14 protein-coding genes are annotated in these 14,647 nt (G+C 58.5%); 8 read left to right on the plus strand and 6 right to left on the minus strand.

The annotated features are described in order from the left end of the window. Positions 1 to 47 precede the first annotated feature (47 nt). Positions 48 to 527 (minus strand): LEA/WHy family protein, encoded by a 480-nt coding sequence (locus K787_RS23515; RefSeq protein ID WP_022964044.1) that lies wholly within the window; start codon positions 525 to 527, stop codon positions 48 to 50. Positions 528 to 661: 134 nt separating this feature from the next. Here K787_RS23515 and K787_RS0117140 point away from each other — a divergent pair, with 134 nt between their 5' ends. Next, positions 662 to 1,216 carry a hypothetical protein gene (locus K787_RS0117140; RefSeq protein ID WP_022964045.1) on the plus strand — a complete coding sequence of 185 codons (555 nt, stop codon included), beginning with the start codon at positions 662 to 664 and terminating at the stop codon, positions 1,214 to 1,216. 14 nt (positions 1,217 to 1,230) lie between these two features. On the opposite strand, the gene K787_RS24835 is transcribed toward K787_RS0117140, so the two are convergent. Then, on the minus strand, positions 1,231 to 1,719 hold the full coding sequence (locus tag K787_RS24835) for a YchJ family protein (protein ID WP_028615052.1): 489 nt from the start codon (positions 1,717 to 1,719) through the stop codon (positions 1,231 to 1,233). Positions 1,720 to 1,721: 2 nt separating this feature from the next. Then, positions 1,722 to 2,207: a DUF6231 family protein gene (locus K787_RS0117150; RefSeq protein WP_022964048.1), complete on the minus strand. Its 486-nt coding sequence runs from the start codon at positions 2,205 to 2,207 to the stop codon at positions 1,722 to 1,724. A 173-nt stretch (positions 2,208 to 2,380) separates the two neighbouring features. Here K787_RS0117150 and dinG point away from each other — a divergent pair, with 173 nt between their 5' ends. The 4 genes from dinG (at position 2,381) to K787_RS0117170 (ending at position 7,572) form a co-directional block, all read left to right on the plus strand. After that, a complete protein-coding gene (dinG, locus tag K787_RS0117155; RefSeq protein ID WP_022964049.1) occupies positions 2,381 to 4,513 on the plus strand; it encodes an ATP-dependent DNA helicase DinG in 2,133 nt (710 codons plus the stop codon). 284 nt (positions 4,514 to 4,797) lie between these two features. Then, positions 4,798 to 5,970 carry an EstA family serine hydrolase gene (locus tag K787_RS0117160; protein WP_022964050.1) on the plus strand — a complete coding sequence of 391 codons (1,173 nt, stop codon included), beginning with the start codon at positions 4,798 to 4,800 and terminating at the stop codon, positions 5,968 to 5,970. A gap of 77 nt (positions 5,971 to 6,047) precedes the next feature. After that, complete coding sequence (gene pdxH / locus K787_RS0117165) at positions 6,048 to 6,689, plus strand: pyridoxamine 5'-phosphate oxidase (RefSeq protein ID WP_022964051.1); 642 nt, start codon at positions 6,048 to 6,050, stop codon at positions 6,687 to 6,689. A gap of 64 nt (positions 6,690 to 6,753) precedes the next feature. Then, positions 6,754 to 7,572, plus strand: coding sequence for an SDR family oxidoreductase (locus tag K787_RS0117170; RefSeq protein ID WP_022964052.1), 819 nt, complete (start codon positions 6,754 to 6,756; stop codon positions 7,570 to 7,572). Between the two features lie 21 nt (positions 7,573 to 7,593). Here the strand turns inward: K787_RS0117170 and K787_RS0117175 are convergent, their stop codons facing one another. Then, entirely contained in the window at positions 7,594 to 8,829 is a 1,236-nt protein-coding gene (locus K787_RS0117175) for a TIGR03862 family flavoprotein (RefSeq protein WP_022964053.1), read from the minus strand. Between the two features lie 35 nt (positions 8,830 to 8,864). After that, positions 8,865 to 9,785 (minus strand): histone deacetylase family protein, encoded by a 921-nt coding sequence (locus tag K787_RS0117180; protein ID WP_022964054.1) that lies wholly within the window; start codon positions 9,783 to 9,785, stop codon positions 8,865 to 8,867. A 187-nt stretch (positions 9,786 to 9,972) separates the two neighbouring features. Here K787_RS0117180 and tesB point away from each other — a divergent pair, with 187 nt between their 5' ends. From tesB to K787_RS0117195, 3 genes are all read left to right on the plus strand, one after another. Then, positions 9,973 to 10,836, plus strand: a complete 864-nt coding sequence (gene tesB, locus K787_RS0117185) for an acyl-CoA thioesterase II (protein ID WP_022964055.1) — start codon at positions 9,973 to 9,975, stop codon at positions 10,834 to 10,836. A gap of 3 nt (positions 10,837 to 10,839) precedes the next feature. After that, positions 10,840 to 11,427, plus strand: a complete 588-nt coding sequence (locus K787_RS0117190; RefSeq protein ID WP_022964056.1) for an HAD family hydrolase — start codon at positions 10,840 to 10,842, stop codon at positions 11,425 to 11,427. A 172-nt stretch (positions 11,428 to 11,599) separates the two neighbouring features. Next, positions 11,600 to 13,636, plus strand: a complete 2,037-nt coding sequence (locus tag K787_RS0117195) for an LTA synthase family protein (protein WP_022964057.1) — start codon at positions 11,600 to 11,602, stop codon at positions 13,634 to 13,636. A 113-nt stretch (positions 13,637 to 13,749) separates the two neighbouring features. Here the strand turns inward: K787_RS0117195 and nadC are convergent, their stop codons facing one another. Continuing rightward, complete coding sequence (nadC, locus tag K787_RS0117200; RefSeq protein WP_022964058.1) at positions 13,750 to 14,598, minus strand: carboxylating nicotinate-nucleotide diphosphorylase; 849 nt, start codon at positions 14,596 to 14,598, stop codon at positions 13,750 to 13,752. Positions 14,599 to 14,647 lie beyond the last annotated feature (49 nt).

A 14,647-nucleotide genomic window follows, 5' to 3' on the forward strand; every position in this document is an offset into this window, starting at 1 on the left:
ATAACAACGCCGTTACAGGGATGAATGAGTTGGACGCCAGCATAAGTTCAGAATCTCAGGTCAGCCGGGTCTAGCGTACCCTTTTCATGCAGCTTCAGGGTTGGGGACATAAACAGTCCGGTACGGATGTGGCCTTCAATGCGATAGCTGACCGGCTGCTGGTCTTCCATCATCTTGACCACATCACGTATATGACGCCAGAGATTGGACCTGACATTCAATTCAAAATATTCCGACCCATAGGCCGGTACGGTGAAATGATTATCACTGACCCCGGTCGCCAGGCGCGCCTCGTTCAGATAGATCTCGTAATGCATGCCGCGGATCGGCAGGCTGCGATCATTGGGGTTGTCTACCCGCAGGCCCAGTTGAAAGGTTTGTTCCCACAAGTTGGCCTTAAGCATTTCAACGTTGGCTAGACGGATGTCGGGCTTCTCGTAAGAGCGCCCCATCCCAAACATGGCGCAACCGTTCAGCCATATTGCACTGCTGATGAGCAGCGCAAGGGTCGGTAATGATCTGTGCACGTGTCTCTCCATTGTCCCGCCAAATTGTCCCGCCAGGCTGATCTCGTTATTAAGTTGTCGTGCAGCCCGTGCCTGTCCATACTAATCAAATGCTGCCACTACTGCCTAACTAATCACTGCAAAGGAGAGACAAGATGCCTCTTTTTGAAATAGCGTTTCAAGGACAGGTTCGCCCCGGCGTCACGCTGGAGCAGGCCAGAGCGCGGATCGGACAGCTTTTTCAAGTGGGTGATGACCAGTTAGAGGTGTTATTTTCCGGTCGCCGCGTGGTGATAAAGCAGGGTCTGGACGAGGCCTCGGCAGAAAAATATCGCCAGGCGATTGAGCGCGCTGGGGCGATCTGCAGTGTGGACCGAATGGGGCGGGAAGAAGCTCCTGCGGCTATAGCTGCACCGGGAGCGGCACCTAGCGTCGGCGCTGGCGCAACTAGCCCGCAGAACAGCGCGGCTAGTGACTCGTCGGTAAAGCCGCGGGACGCCTATATGGCGGCTTTCAGCGAAGTGGAGGCGCCGAATTTCGGTATTGCCCCGGTCGGTGCGGATCTGCAGGATGAGTATGAAGAATTCGTTGCCCTGCCGATTGACCTCTCAGCGCTGAGCCTGGCACCGCCCGGCAGTGATCTGGAACAACTGCGGCCGGAGGTTAAGCCGGTCAAGCCCAACATCGATCATCTCAAACTGCAGGATTGAACGGTGCTGCGTCTTTAAAGGCTGCAGCACTGCTTGAATTTCTTGCCCGAGCCGCAAGGGCAGGGATCGTTTCTGCCCGCCTGGATCGGATGGTTTGGGTCGATAAAAAACCAGCGATCCTGTTTCCTGACAAAATCCGAACACTCCCGGTGACTGTGTCGCTGCCCATCTGGGTCAGCCCAGTGCGCGGCAAAAGTCACCTGGGCGCGCTGCGCGTGTTGGTCAACAGGCGGGGCCGCTTCAACATCCAGCCCGAGCCAGGTGCTGGCGCTACTCCACTGCGCCATGGCCTGGTAATCAAGCAATGATTGCTGGGCAGGCAATGTGCTGCTTACCAGATAATCGACAAGTCCAAGGGCGTAAGCGCTGTAGCGCGAGCGCATCAGCTGTTCGGCATCAAGCGCTGGCGCGTCCGTGTGCAAGGGTTGGCAGCACTCGTGGTACTGCTTACCGGTGCCGCAGGGGCACTCTGAAGGCGTGGGCGTAGAAGAAGAGCCTTGCATACTTACCACCAGTATTTATCAAACATGTCCGGATTGGCCCAGTATTTGGAGTTCAGCCAGTCAGGCACGCTCTTGTACTCAGCCAAATCATAGGTGAATAGGGTCAGGCTGCGCTGATCCTTGTCGAAACGGGCATGACGCCGCATTGCCAGCCCGAAAAAATCATTCTCCTGCCATCCGTCAGCCGCCTGCAAATCCACCAATACCGCCATGCGGCTGACGCTAAGATTACGCAGGCCGGCAAGCAGCTCGACACCTGTGCGCATGGCCAGGGTTTCCAATTGGTCGGCGACAATGGCCAGATCATAACGCCGGTTGGCTAACGCCGCAGGCAGCGGCACCTGGCTGGTACTGGTTACCTCGCAGCCGGCATGCGCCGCGCAAAAGGCGCTGACAGCCGGGACCGGCTCGCGGCTAATGCACAGCAGGCTGGTCGGCTGATACTGGTCAAGTATCGCCAACAGGGCAGAAGTGGGGCTGTCTGACATAAACTTTCCTGTCGATCCAAAAAATCAGGGCATTTAGCTTCAGGCCTTAACCCGCTAGCCGCAAGCGAAAACTGCAAGTAAAGCGGTTCCCCGCCAGGCGGTCGTTTGTTGCCTTGCAGATCATCGTTGAAAAGACCATCAGTGTTATCATGCCGTCCTTATCCGGAGCCCGCATGCTGAATGATGAACTGAAAGGCCAGATCCAGACGGCCTACCGCACCTTTCTCGAAAACAAGTCGCTGAAGCCGCGTTACGGCCAGCGGATGATGATTGCCGAGGTCGCCAAGCTGTTCGGTGGTATCAAGCTGAACGACGAAAACCGTCGTGACGGCGATCCGGCCGTGGCGGTCGTGGAAGCGGGCACTGGCACCGGCAAGACTGTCGCCTATTGCCTGGCTGCAATACCGATCGCCAAGCACCTGGGCAAACCGCTGGTCATCTCCACTGCCACGGTCGCGTTGCAGGAACAGATCGTGCTCAAGGATCTGCCCGACATTCAGCGCAATGCCGGGCTGAACTTCCAGTTTTCCTTGGCCAAGGGCCGTGGGCGTTATGTCTGTTTGTCCAAGCTCGATCAACTGCTCAGCGAAAACCAGTCCTTGGCCAGCCGCCAGCAGGGCTTTGCCGACGAAGGCTTCAATCTTGAAGTAGATGAAGCCGGCCTCAAACTCTACACCCGCATGGTCGAATCATTGGCCAGCAAGAAATGGGACGGCGAACGCGACTCCTGGCCCGAGGCACTGGCCGATCAGGACTGGTCGCGGCTAACCACCGATCATATCCAGTGCACCAATCGGCGTTGCGGACATTTCAACCAATGCGTGTTCTACAAGGCTCGCGAAGGTGTGCAGAAGGTCGACGTAATCGTCACCAATCACGACCTGGTATTGGCCGATCTGGCCTTGGGCGGCGGCGCCATCCTGCCCGACCCACGTGATTGTCTGTATATTTTCGATGAAGGCCATCACTTGCCGGACAAGGCCATCGCCCATTTTGCCCACCACACGCGCATGGCTGCCACCGCCGAATGGCTGGAGCAACTGGACAAAAACCTCAGCAAACTGCTGGCGCAACATCCGTTACCGGGTGATTTTGGCCGCTTTCTCGAACAGGTGCCACAGCTGGCGCGTGATCTGAAGCCGCACCAGCAATTTATGGCGCAGGCTTTGACCGAAGTATCCGACTTTGCCAGTGCCGAAGACGTCACCGGCCAGGTGCGGCCACAGCACCGCTTCAAGGACGGCGTGATTCCCGAGCACCTGCGCGATATGGGCCTCGAACTCAAGGCCGGTTTCGGGCGGATCACCGACCTGCTGCAACGCCTGGTCGATCAGTTGAAAGACGCAATGGATGGTGAAGCGGTGGGCGTCACCTCGCATCAAGCCGAAGAATGGTACCCCCTGTTCGGCGCGCTGTTGGCGCGCTCCCAGGGCAACTGGACACTCTGGACCCAGTTCTGTCTCGAAGACGCCGAAGACAAACCGCCGACAGCGCGCTGGCTGACGCTGACCGAACAGAACGATATAGAAGTGCACGTCAGCCCGATCATGGCCGCCGATACCCTGCGGCAGTTCCTCTGGTACACCGCGTTTGGCTGCCTCGTGACCTCCGCGACGCTGACCGCCCTCGGCCGGTTCGACCGCTTCAGCATGCGCGCCGGCTTGCCCAAAGGCGCCGTCTGCACCCTGGCGCCCAGCCCGTTCCAGTACGCCGAAAAGGGCGTGCTGCGCATCCCCAATCATGGCGCCGACCCGCGTGACGGCCCTGGCCACAGCGCCTCAATTATCGAGCATTTGCCGAGCATTCTGGCTGATGCCATGGGCAGTTTGGTGCTGTTTTCCTCGCGCCGGCAGATGCTTGAAGTCTACGCCGGCCTGCCTCGGGATTTCCGCGAACGCGTGCTGGTGCAGGGTGACCTGTCTAAGCAGGAACTGATCCGCCAGCACCGCGCGCAGGTTGATAAAGAAAATCCCAGCGTGATTTTCGGCCTGGCCAGTTTTGCCGAAGGCGTCGATTTGCCGGGGCGTTACTGTGAGCACGTGGTGATTGCCAAGATTCCCTTCGCCGTGCCGGATGATCCGGTGGAAGCGGCGCTCAGCGAATGGATCGAGCACAATGGCGGCAATCCCTTTATGGAGATCGCCGTACCGGACGCCAGCCTGCGGCTGATCCAGGCCTGCGGGCGATTGCTGCGTAATGAACAGGACAGCGGTGTGGTCACGCTGCTGGATCGCCGACTGGTGACCCAGCGTTATGGCAAGGCGATTCTCAATGCCTTGCCGCCGTTTCGGCGGGAGATTGATTAGTCGTTACTTAGCGGCAAGCTACAAGCTAAACCCGGTGTTGGGGGGTAGAAGCGTTGAAATGGAAGGCACAGAGTTGAGGGGTTGCCGTTCGGGAGTGCCGCCCAGCACGGATTAGAATAATCGGTTTTTGCGCCCTCTTTACCGGCCTCAGCTTTACCTCAAGCTCGCAGTCGCTCTATCACCCGGTCGCACACAAACGCTATTCCAGCTGTTTATGAGTACTGTAATAGCAACCACGCTCGGGTTTAATAACCCCATAACAACCTCCAATAGGGAAGCATTCCATGAGCAACGTCCAGGGCTATTTCGATCCGCGTTTCGAAACCGTACGCGAACTGTTTGCCGAGCAGCAGACTGATGAGCAGGCGCGCGGTAGCGCCTTGTGCGTGACCGTCGGCGGCGAAACGGTGCTGGATCTGTGGCAGGGCGTGGTAGATAAGGACAATCAGCAGGTCTGGGAACAGGACACACTGGTTAACGTATTCTCCTGTACCAAACCGCTGGGCGCAGTCGCGCTATTGCAGCAGGTCGAAGCCGGTCGTATCGAACTCGATAGCCCGCTGGCTGACGCCTGGCCCGAATTTGCCCGGGCTGGCAAAGAACAGGTCACCCTGCGCCAGGTGCTCAGCCATCGCTCGGGCTTGTCCGCTATCAGTCAAACATTGCCCCCCGAAGCTCTATTCGACTGGGATGCCATGACCGCCGCGCTGGTCGCCCAAACGCCCTGGTGGCCACCCGGTGAAACCCACGGCTACGCACCGGTCACCTACGCCTGGCTGCTCGGCGAGCCGCTCAGACGGCTGAGCGGAGAACGTCCCGGCGGCTACATTCGGCAGCATATCTGTCAGCCGCTGGGCATGGACTTTTTCGTTGGTGTGCCAGATGACCAGTTGCAGCGTATCGCCCACGTATCGCGGCTGCGCAATCAATACGGCGACGACTACGCGCGCAAACTCTTCGCCTCCATGGGCCAGCCCGAGGGTATGGGCTTCAAAGCCTTCGGCAACCCCTCGAGCATGATGGTCAGTACCAACAAACGCGAATGGCAGCAGGCTGAAATATTTTCTGCCAATGGCACCGGCAATGCCCGTTCCCTTGCGCGTTTCTGGCAAGTGCTAGCCCACGGCGGCAGCCTGGACGGCGCGCATCTGCTGGATAGCGACTTAGTCGGCCTGATGCGTAGCGAGCACAGCCAGGGGATGGATAAAACCCTGCTCGCACCCACGCGTTTCGGCCTCGGCGTCATGCTCGAACAGGACTACGAAGGTGGCGGTTTCGGCATGGGCTCCCAGGCCTTCGGGCATCCAGGTGCCGGCGGCTCGCTGGGCTTTTGCGATCCCGAGGCCGGCGTCGGCTTTGGCTATGTCACCAACGCCATGGGTCCCTATGTACTGATGGATCCACGGGCGCTGGCACTGAGCCGCGAAATCTATCGCTGTCTGAAACAGCAGGATTGATGCAGAGCTTGTCCGGCGTCAATGTCCTGCGCGCGTAAAGTGCTAGCATAAGAGCATTGTGACCCGGAGTAGTGAATATGAAATCCGATGTAGCCGAACTGCGTCGCGACTATACCCGCGACGGCCTGCTGGAAACCCAGGCACCTGAAGAACCCCTGAGCCTGTTCGCCACCTGGTTTGAACAGGCGGTAGAAATCGAAACCACCGAAGCCAACGCCATGATGCTCGCTACCGTCGATGGGGCTGGTCAGCCCCATCTGCGCACGCTGCTGCTCAAGGGCGTGGATGATCGTGGTTTCGTGTTTTTCACCAACTATGAAAGCGCCAAAGGCCAGCAGCTCCAAGCTAATCCCCAAGCCGCGATCACCTTCTGGTGGCATGACCTGGAGCGCCAAGTACGCATTGAGGGTGCGGTCGAGCGCATCAGCGATGAAGAGTCCGACGCCTATTATCACAGCCGTCCGCTGGGCAGTCGGTTGGGTGCCTGGGCCTCCCCGCAGAGCGAGGTTATTGCCAGCCGCGATGTGCTGGAGAACAACCTCGAGCAACTACAGCAGCAGTACGCCGACCAAGCTCCCGAACGCCCCCCGCACTGGGGCGGTTTTCGTCTCAAGCCAGAGCTGATCGAGTTCTGGCAGGGCCGGCCAAGCCGCCTGCACGACCGGCTCAATTACCGACTGATCGACGGTAGCTGGCGGCGCGAACGCCTGGCACCCTGATGCTTGCGACCTAGCAGCTTTTCCCTCACTCTTGTGGCAAACAACAGGGTGAGGGCAGGCCATCATGGTCAGGGGCGCGTTTCAGCAGAAAGTGGTTGTCATTACCGGCGGTTGCGCAGGTATCGGGCGCGCGTTGGCATTGAGATTTGCCCAGTCCGGTGCGCGAATCGCCATTCTGGATGTGCAGGACGAGCCCCTGCTGGCATTCCGGCAGCAACTGATGGATAAACTCAACGCCGAAGTCCTGGCGATCCGTTGTGATGTTGCCGACCCCCAGGCGTGCGAGCAGGCCATCTGTCAGGTGCTCGAGCATTTTGGCGGTATTGACGTACTGATCAACAACGCCGGCATCACCCATCGCAGCGCCTTCGCCGATACCGATCTTGCGGTGTTCCAACGGATCATGGCGGTCAACTACTTCGGTGCCTTGCACTGCACCCAGCAGGCATTGCCGAGCATCGTGCAACGCCAAGGGCAGATTATCGTACTCAGTTCACTGTCGAGCTTCGCTCCGCTGTTGTACCGCAGTGCCTACAACGCCAGCAAACATGCACTGCATGGCCTGTTCGAAACGCTGCGCATGGAGATCCGCCCGCAGGGCGTGAACGTGATGTTGGTCACCCCAGGCTTTACCGCCACGGATATCCGCAAAAATGCGTTGGTCGGGGACGGTTCGGTCAGTAAGCAGATTATCAATGCACCCTTCAAGGTGTCTTCGCCGAGCGACGTGGCCGATGATATCTACCGCGGGGCAGTAAAGCGCAAACAGTTGATGGTGCTATCCAACGTTGACTGGCGGGCACGTTTGCTGGCGCGATGGTTCCCCGGCCTGTTCGAGCGCTGGATGTTGCCCAAGCTGTCCGGCGTCAAACCAGAACGTTGATGTCAGGTAGGCGTGTCTGGGTTACAAGCCCAGATAGTCGATCGCGCCCTGACCTGCGCGACGCCCGCTGGCAAAGCACGCTGTTAGCAGGTAGCCGCCAGTGGGCGCTTCCCAATTGAGCATCTCTCCAGCGCAGAAGACTCCGGGCAGGTCCTTGAGCATCAGGTTCTGATCAAAGGCTTCGCGGACTACGCCGCCCGCACTACTGATGGCTTCATCCAAAGGACGCATGCCGGTCAATTCAACAGGCAATGTTTTGATGCTGGCCGCCAAGCGGGCCGCGTCAGAGAATATCTGCTTGTCCAGGCACTCGTGCAGCAGGGCGATCTTCAATGTATCAAGGCCTGCGCGCTTGCGCAGGACCGAGGCCAGTGTCTGGCCAGACCGTGGCTTGCGCAACGTCTCGGCAAGTTGTTCGCCCGTGCGATCCGGGGCCAGGTCCAGTGTTAGCCGCGCCTGGCCGTTCTGCAGTAGTTGATCGCGCAGCGGCGCAGACAGGGCATAGATCAAACTACCTTCCAGGCCGTCATGGGTAACGATGCATTCGCCGCGCTTTTCCCACGTGCTGCCGTCGGGCAGTACCAGTCTGGCAATAATCTGTTTAAGCGGATGGCCGGCAAAGCGCTGACTTAGGTGTGAGCTCCACTGGCGGGTAAAACCGCCGTTGGCGGGTAGCAAGTCACGCACCTTGATGCCTTGCGTTTGTAGCAGGTTAACCCAGGCGCCGTCTGACCCTAGCCGCGACCAACTGCCGCCGCCCAATGCCAGTATCACAGCGCGGTGAGTCTTGGTTTGCTGGCCCTGCGGGGTATCAAACAGACACTGGTGCTGCGCATTCCAGCCTATCCAGCGGTGGCGGTTATGCAAGCTTACGCCTTGCTCGCGCAGCCGCCTAAGCCAGGCGCGGAGCAATGGGGCGGCTTTCATGTCTGAAGGGAATACGCGGCCGGACGAACCGATAAAGGTGTCTATTCCCAAACTGTGAATCCACTCGCGCAGTTGGCTGGCGTCGAACTCGGCCAGCCATTCGCTCACCCAGGGGCTGGCTTCGCGGTAGCGGCTGACAAAGCCGGCGGCCTCTTCGGAATGGGTAATATTCATCCCGCCGACGCCAGCAAGCAGAAACTTGCGCCCTACCGAGGGCATGGCATCGTAAACATCCACCGCCAAACCTGCCGCGGCCAGCGTTTCGGCGGCCATCAAGCCGGCAGGGCCGGCACCGATAACGGCGACACTGGATGACGAAGGTGAACGCATGGGGGAGGTCCGTTGAGCAAATGTTGGCCGGCAGTTTAACTCAATCCCCTCTCACGCCAAATCTGCTGCGCACTGTGATGCAAAATGGCATGACGGCGGGCGAGGGCTTCGCGATTGCTGTCATAACCGCCACCAATCACCGCGCACACCGGAATGTCGCGGGCCAGGCAATGTTCGATAACCTGGCGGTCGCGTCGCGCTATGCCCTGGTCGGTCAAATTCAGATAACCGAGCGCGTCCTGCTGATGCACATCCACGCCAGCGTCATAGAGCAGCAGATCGGGTTGATAGAGTGGCAGCAAGTAATTGAGCACATCATCGACAATGCGGATATAGCCCTCATCATCCAGGTTCCTGGGCAACGGAATGTCCCAGTCACTGTGGGCTTTGCGTGCCGGAAAGTTATTTTCACAGTGCAGCGAGACAGTGATGGCCTCGGCATCGTGCTCGAGAATACGGGCGGTACCATCGCCCTGATGCACATCGCAATCGAAGATCAGTACGCGCTGAGCCTTGCCGCTGGCCAACATATAGCGGCTGATGATTGCCAGATCGTTGAACACGCAGAAGCCGGAAGCGAAGTCGTAATGGGCGTGGTGGGTGCCGCCGGCTAGATGGCATGCCAAGCCGTATTGTAAGGCCAGCTCGGCGGTCAGTATCGAACCACCTACCGCTCGAGTGGTTCTGCGCACCAGAGCTTCACTCCAGGGCAGGCCCATGCGCCGCAGCTCCTGCGTGGCCAGGCTGGCATCATGGAAGCGGGCAACGTAATCCGGATCGTGCGCCAGGGCGAGCAGGTCATCCGGACAAATTTGCGGTAAGCACAGGTTGCCATCATGCAGCGTGCCAGTGGCGCGCAGGTGGTCGTGCAAGCGCACAAATTTGTCCATCGGAAAGCGATGGGCGGCCGGGAATTCAAAGCTGTAATCCGGATGGTAGACCAGGGGCAGATCCATCCATGCTCCTCACTTGACGATAATCGGCCAGCAGTATGATTCAGTGGCCTAGCCGGCAACAACCACGCAGGCGTTACCAAAAACGACGGTTTAGCGGTTAGAATGTCCCGCTGGGTGACATTCTGTCGCAGCGCTTTTATATCGTTTCCGGTCTTATGGGCCGGCTGCCGTCGAGGAACCAAGCACTATGTCGCACATGCTGGATGATCTGGTAAGCCTGCTGGCGCTGGAGAAAATTGAAGAGAATCTGTTTCGTGGCATGAGCCAGGATCTGGGGTTCAAGCAACTCTTTGGCGGCCAGGTGCTTGGCCAGTCGCTTTCCGCCGCCAGCCAGACGGTCGATGTGCTACGCCACGTCCATTCGGTGCATGGTTATTTCCTGCGTCCTGGGGATCCGACGCTGCCGATCATCTATCAGGTCGATCCGTTACGCGATGGCGGCAGTTTCACCACGCGGCGGGTGCAGGCGATCCAGAAAGGCAAGCCGATCTTTACCATGATTTGCTCCTTTCAAGGCGATGAGGAAGGTTATACCCATCAAGCGGTCATGCCGGATGTGCCTGGCCCCGACGATCTGCGCAATGAAACCGAAATCACCCGCGACCAGCAGCATCTGCTCAATGAGAAAGTGCGCGAGAAAGTGCTAGTCGACAAACCAATCGAAATTCGTCCGGTGGAAGTGTTCAATCCATTCGAGCCTCAGGTCGCAGAGCCGGTTCGGCATATGTGGTTCCGGGCCGACGGCTGTTTGCCGGATGACCCGCAGCTGCATCGCTATCTGTTGGCCTATGCGTCAGACTTCCATCTGCTGGGCACCGCCATGTTGCCCCATGCGGTATCGTCCTGGTCACGCAAGATGCAGGTCGCGAGTCTTGATCACTCCATCTGGTACCATCAGCCGCTGCGCATGGATGACTGGTTGCTGTATGCGATGGACAGCCCCTCTGCGAGCGGCTCACGCGGCTTGTCCCGCGGGCAGATATTCAATCGTGACGGCGTGCTGGTAGCGTCCATTACCCAAGAATCACTGATGCGCAAGGTGCAGGGCTGAGCCATGCATGATCTTAAGGCGTGGGTGTTTGATCTGGATGGTACGTTAACGCTGGCGCAGCACGATTTCGCGGCGATTCGTCGCGAGTTGGGCATCCCTGCCGGGGACGACATACTTTGTTTTATCGCCAGCCGCCCCTTGTCCGAGCGTGAGCAGCTTAGCTCCCAGCTGGACGCGATCGAGATGCGGTTGGCCGCAGAGGTGCGCGCTGCGCCGGGCGCGGCCGAGCTGATCAGGCATCTGCACGAGTCGGGGCGTCACATCGGTATTCTCACCCGCAACCTTCAACAGGTCGCAAGGTCTTCCCTCGAGCTGCTCGGGGTGTTGGACTGTTTTGCCCCCGAGCATATCCTCGGACGTGACCAAGCCTTGCCTAAACCTGACCCGGACGGCATTCATCAACTGCTCGGGAGGTGGTCAGTGGCGCGGACTCAGGCTGTTATGGTCGGCGACTTTCGTTTTGACCTTGAGGCAGGTAGGGCGGCGGGTTGCCATACGTGCTTGGTCCATGCGGACAACCAATGGCCAGAGCTGGCTGACTGGCACGTGACGGATTGCCGTGACCTGATGGTGCAACTGACGCCGCCATAGACTGCCGGCCACCAGCCCCCTCTTGCTCAACACTGTGCTCGGCTATAGAGTGCTTGGTTGCCAAGCAGGGGGCGTGGCCTCAGTTGCAAAACTACCGGTCGTTGGCTGAAATCTCTGCCTGACCGCATTAAACCAAGCGCACCCTCATTCTATAGTTTCACTAGGAGCCAATATGGCCTGGTTAAGATCGCGTCGTCTGCACTATTTTCTTGGTGGTGTGGCGATCCTTTTTGTTTTGCTGGTTGCTTTGCGGGCACTGTTCTATTTCGGTTTTTCGGCAGTCACCCCCGGGGCAGAACAGCCGTTGGACGTTGTACTCGAAACCCTGAGTATCGGTGTACGCTTCGATCTGCGGTTGGCTATCCTGCTGATGTTGCCGGCCATGCTATTGGCCTGGCTTCCCGTGTGGAACAGTCTGCGCTCAAGCCTGCTGCGCTGGGTGGCGCGGCTGTATCTGGTCCTTGCGCTGGGCATTGTGCTGCTGCTGTACATTTTCGATTTTGGCCACTACGCCTATCTGGGTGTGCGCCTCAACGCCTCCGCACTCAAGTTCATTGCCGATGCCGGTATCTCCCAGCAGATGGTCTGGGAGAGCTATCCGGTAATCTGGATCACGTTAGCCTGGCTGACCATGCTGGTCGCCTCGGTTTGGGCGTTAATGCGCTTGGAGAAGGCTACCCTCGATCAACCGAAAACGGTTATACCGCTCTGGTCCCGGATACTTGGTAGCGTGGTGATGGTGGTGGTGGTGTTCCTGGCGATTCTTGGTCGCTATGCCAATATCAATCTGGAAAATCCGGTGCCGTTGCGCTGGAGTGATGCCTTTTTCTCGGGGGATAGCCAGGTAGGTGCACTGGGTCTCAATCCAGTCATCTTTTTTTATGACACTTTGAGCGTGCCCCAGGAACGCTATGACCTGGATCAGGTGCGTGAGCATTACCCGGTGGTCAGCCGTTACTTGGGTGTCGAAAAGGTAGACGCGGAGCAGCTCACGCTCAATCGTCAGGTCGGGGTGCAGCCGCACCAGCTGGATGTGGCGCAGCCACCTAATATCGTTTTTGTCATGCTCGAATCACTGGGTACCACTGCCGTGGGGGCTTACGGTAACCCGCTGAACCCCACGCCGAATATTGACCGTATGGCGCAGGAGAGCTGGTTTTTCCGGCACTTCTATGTGCCGGTAACCGGCACGGCCAAGACTGTTTGGGCGAGCATCACCGGCATTCCTGATGTGTCGCGTTCGCAAACGGCCACCCGTAATCCTTTGATCACCAATCAGCACACCTTGATCAATGAGCTTGAGGGATACCACAAGGTTTACACCATTGGCGGTAACTCCGGCTGGGCGAATATGAATGCGCTGATTCGCCAGAGTATTGATGGGATAAAGCTGTATGAGGAAGGGGGTTGGAAAGCAAAAAATGCCGACGTCTGGGGAATCTCGGATCTTGATCTGTTCAAGGAGACCGACCAGATTCTGCGGGATTTGCCGAGGGACAAGCCTTTCTTCGCCTACATTCAGACCGCAGGCAACCACCGACCCTTTACCATTCCGGCAGACAATGATGGGTTTGAAGCGATTGACCGCCCGCTCGCGGAGGTAGAAGCAGCGGGCTCGCGCAGCGTGGCGCAATACAATGCTGCGCGGCTGCTCGACTTTAACCTGGGGCGTATGATCGATCTGGCCAAGGAGGGCGGCTATTTTGATAACACTATCTTCGTGATGTTTGGCGACCACAATACCCGCATTGCCAATATCGATTTCATGAAGCCGGCATTCGACCAACTAGGGTTGGAAAGCAACAACGTTCCCCTGCTGATCTACGCTCCCAAGCTGCTGCCGCCCCGTGAGTTTGACGAGGCGGTGGGCCTGGCGGATCTGCTACCCACGATTGCGAGTTTGTTGGGCGTGGAATACGACAACCGTACTATGGGTCGCGATCTGTTGCAGCCAGCACCTGAAGGTGAGCGGGTGGTGCCGGTGGTGCTTCGCGAGGGCAGTTTCCCGTTGATTGGTGCGGTGAGTAAGGATTTCCTGCTGCAGATGAACTATGACGGTACCGAGCCTAGCCTGCATGATCTGCACTCCATGACGCCGCTTACCAACGTGGCGGAGGAGCATCCTGATGAGTACCAGCGGCTGCTGCCGCTTACACGTGGGTTGTATGAAACCTCGCGCTTTATGATGTATGAGAATGTGAGGGATTGATTGGGAGCGTGTGATCGGAACCCGGCTAAGGCCGGGTTTTTAGTTTTTAGTTTTTAGTTCTTTGGTGTGAGGTCTTGTCTTAGTGTAGGCGCAGCCTTACATCGCCCCCTCCATTACATGCTCAGCCGCATAGACAAATCCACGGCCTTGATGTCCTTGGTCAGGCTGCCGATGGAGATAAAGTCGACGCCGGTCTCAGCCACGCTGCGTAGGGTTTTTTCGGTAATCCCTCCCGAGGCTTCCAGTGAAGCACGCCCAGCGGTCTGTGCTACGGCCTCACGCATATCATCGTGACTTAGTTCGTCCAGCATGATGATGTCGGCACCCGCACTGAGCGCCTGCTGCATCTCGTCCAGGGTTTCCACTTCGACTTCCACCGGCTTGCCTGGGGCCAGTTTGCGCGCTTGGGTGACCGCTTCGGCAATGCCGCCACAGGCAGCAATATGATTTTCCTTGATCAGGAAGGCATCAAACAGGCCAATGCGGTGGTTGTGGCAGCCGCCGCAGGTTACAGCGTATTTTTGCGCCATGCGCAGGCCGGGCAGGGTTTTGCGGGTGTCCAGCAGGCGCACAGAAGTGCCTTCGACCAGCGACGCAAAATAGCGGCTACGTGTTGCCGTGGCTGAGAGTGTTTGAATGAAATTCATCGCGCTGCGTTCAGCCGTCAGCAGCCCGCGGGCCGGGCCGCTCAGCTTGCAGAATACCTGATCAGGTTGCATCTGCTCACCGTCCTTGGCCAGCCACTGCACCTTGATCGCGGGGTCGACCTGGCGGAACACCTCGTCGGCCCAGGCTGTGCCGCACAGGATTGCCGCTTCGCGGGTGAGAATGGTTGCAGTGGCCAAGCGATCAGCAGGAATCAACGCGGCGGTAATATCGCCGGAACCGACATCTTCTGCCAGCGCACGGCGCACATCGTCAATGATGGTCTGCTGTAGGGTGTCGAGGGTCAGGTTGGGCATACGGGCTCCGTCGCGGGTCGGCATCAGCCGGCGAGTATACCCGATCAGA

Origin of the sequence: Halopseudomonas pelagia CL-AP6 (genome assembly GCF_000410875.1) — a bacterium.
Lineage (GTDB): Bacteria > Pseudomonadota > Gammaproteobacteria > Pseudomonadales > Pseudomonadaceae > Halopseudomonas > Halopseudomonas pelagia.

Bases quoted from the DNA above. Each gene is read 5' to 3' on its own strand.
- K787_RS0117140 (WP_022964045.1), top strand. From the start codon at position 662: ATGCCTCTTTTTGAAATAGCGTTTCAAGGACAGGTTCGCCCCGGCGTC.
- K787_RS24835 (WP_028615052.1), bottom strand. From the start codon at position 1,719: ATGCAAGGCTCTTCTTCTACGCCCACGCCTTCAGAGTGCCCCTGCGGC.
- K787_RS0117150 (WP_022964048.1), bottom strand. From the start codon at position 2,207: ATGTCAGACAGCCCCACTTCTGCCCTGTTGGCGATACTTGACCAGTAT.
- dinG (WP_022964049.1), top strand. From the start codon at position 2,381: ATGCTGAATGATGAACTGAAAGGCCAGATCCAGACGGCCTACCGCACC.
- K787_RS0117160 (WP_022964050.1), top strand. From the start codon at position 4,798: ATGAGCAACGTCCAGGGCTATTTCGATCCGCGTTTCGAAACCGTACGC.
- pdxH (WP_022964051.1), top strand. From the start codon at position 6,048: ATGAAATCCGATGTAGCCGAACTGCGTCGCGACTATACCCGCGACGGC.
- K787_RS0117170 (WP_022964052.1), top strand. From the start codon at position 6,754: ATGGTCAGGGGCGCGTTTCAGCAGAAAGTGGTTGTCATTACCGGCGGT.
- K787_RS0117175 (WP_022964053.1), bottom strand. From the start codon at position 8,829: ATGCGTTCACCTTCGTCATCCAGTGTCGCCGTTATCGGTGCCGGCCCT.
- K787_RS0117180 (WP_022964054.1), bottom strand. From the start codon at position 9,785: ATGGATCTGCCCCTGGTCTACCATCCGGATTACAGCTTTGAATTCCCG.
- tesB (WP_022964055.1), top strand. From the start codon at position 9,973: ATGTCGCACATGCTGGATGATCTGGTAAGCCTGCTGGCGCTGGAGAAA.
- K787_RS0117190 (WP_022964056.1), top strand. From the start codon at position 10,840: ATGCATGATCTTAAGGCGTGGGTGTTTGATCTGGATGGTACGTTAACG.
- K787_RS0117195 (WP_022964057.1), top strand. From the start codon at position 11,600: ATGGCCTGGTTAAGATCGCGTCGTCTGCACTATTTTCTTGGTGGTGTG.
- nadC (WP_022964058.1), bottom strand. From the start codon at position 14,598: ATGCCCAACCTGACCCTCGACACCCTACAGCAGACCATCATTGACGAT.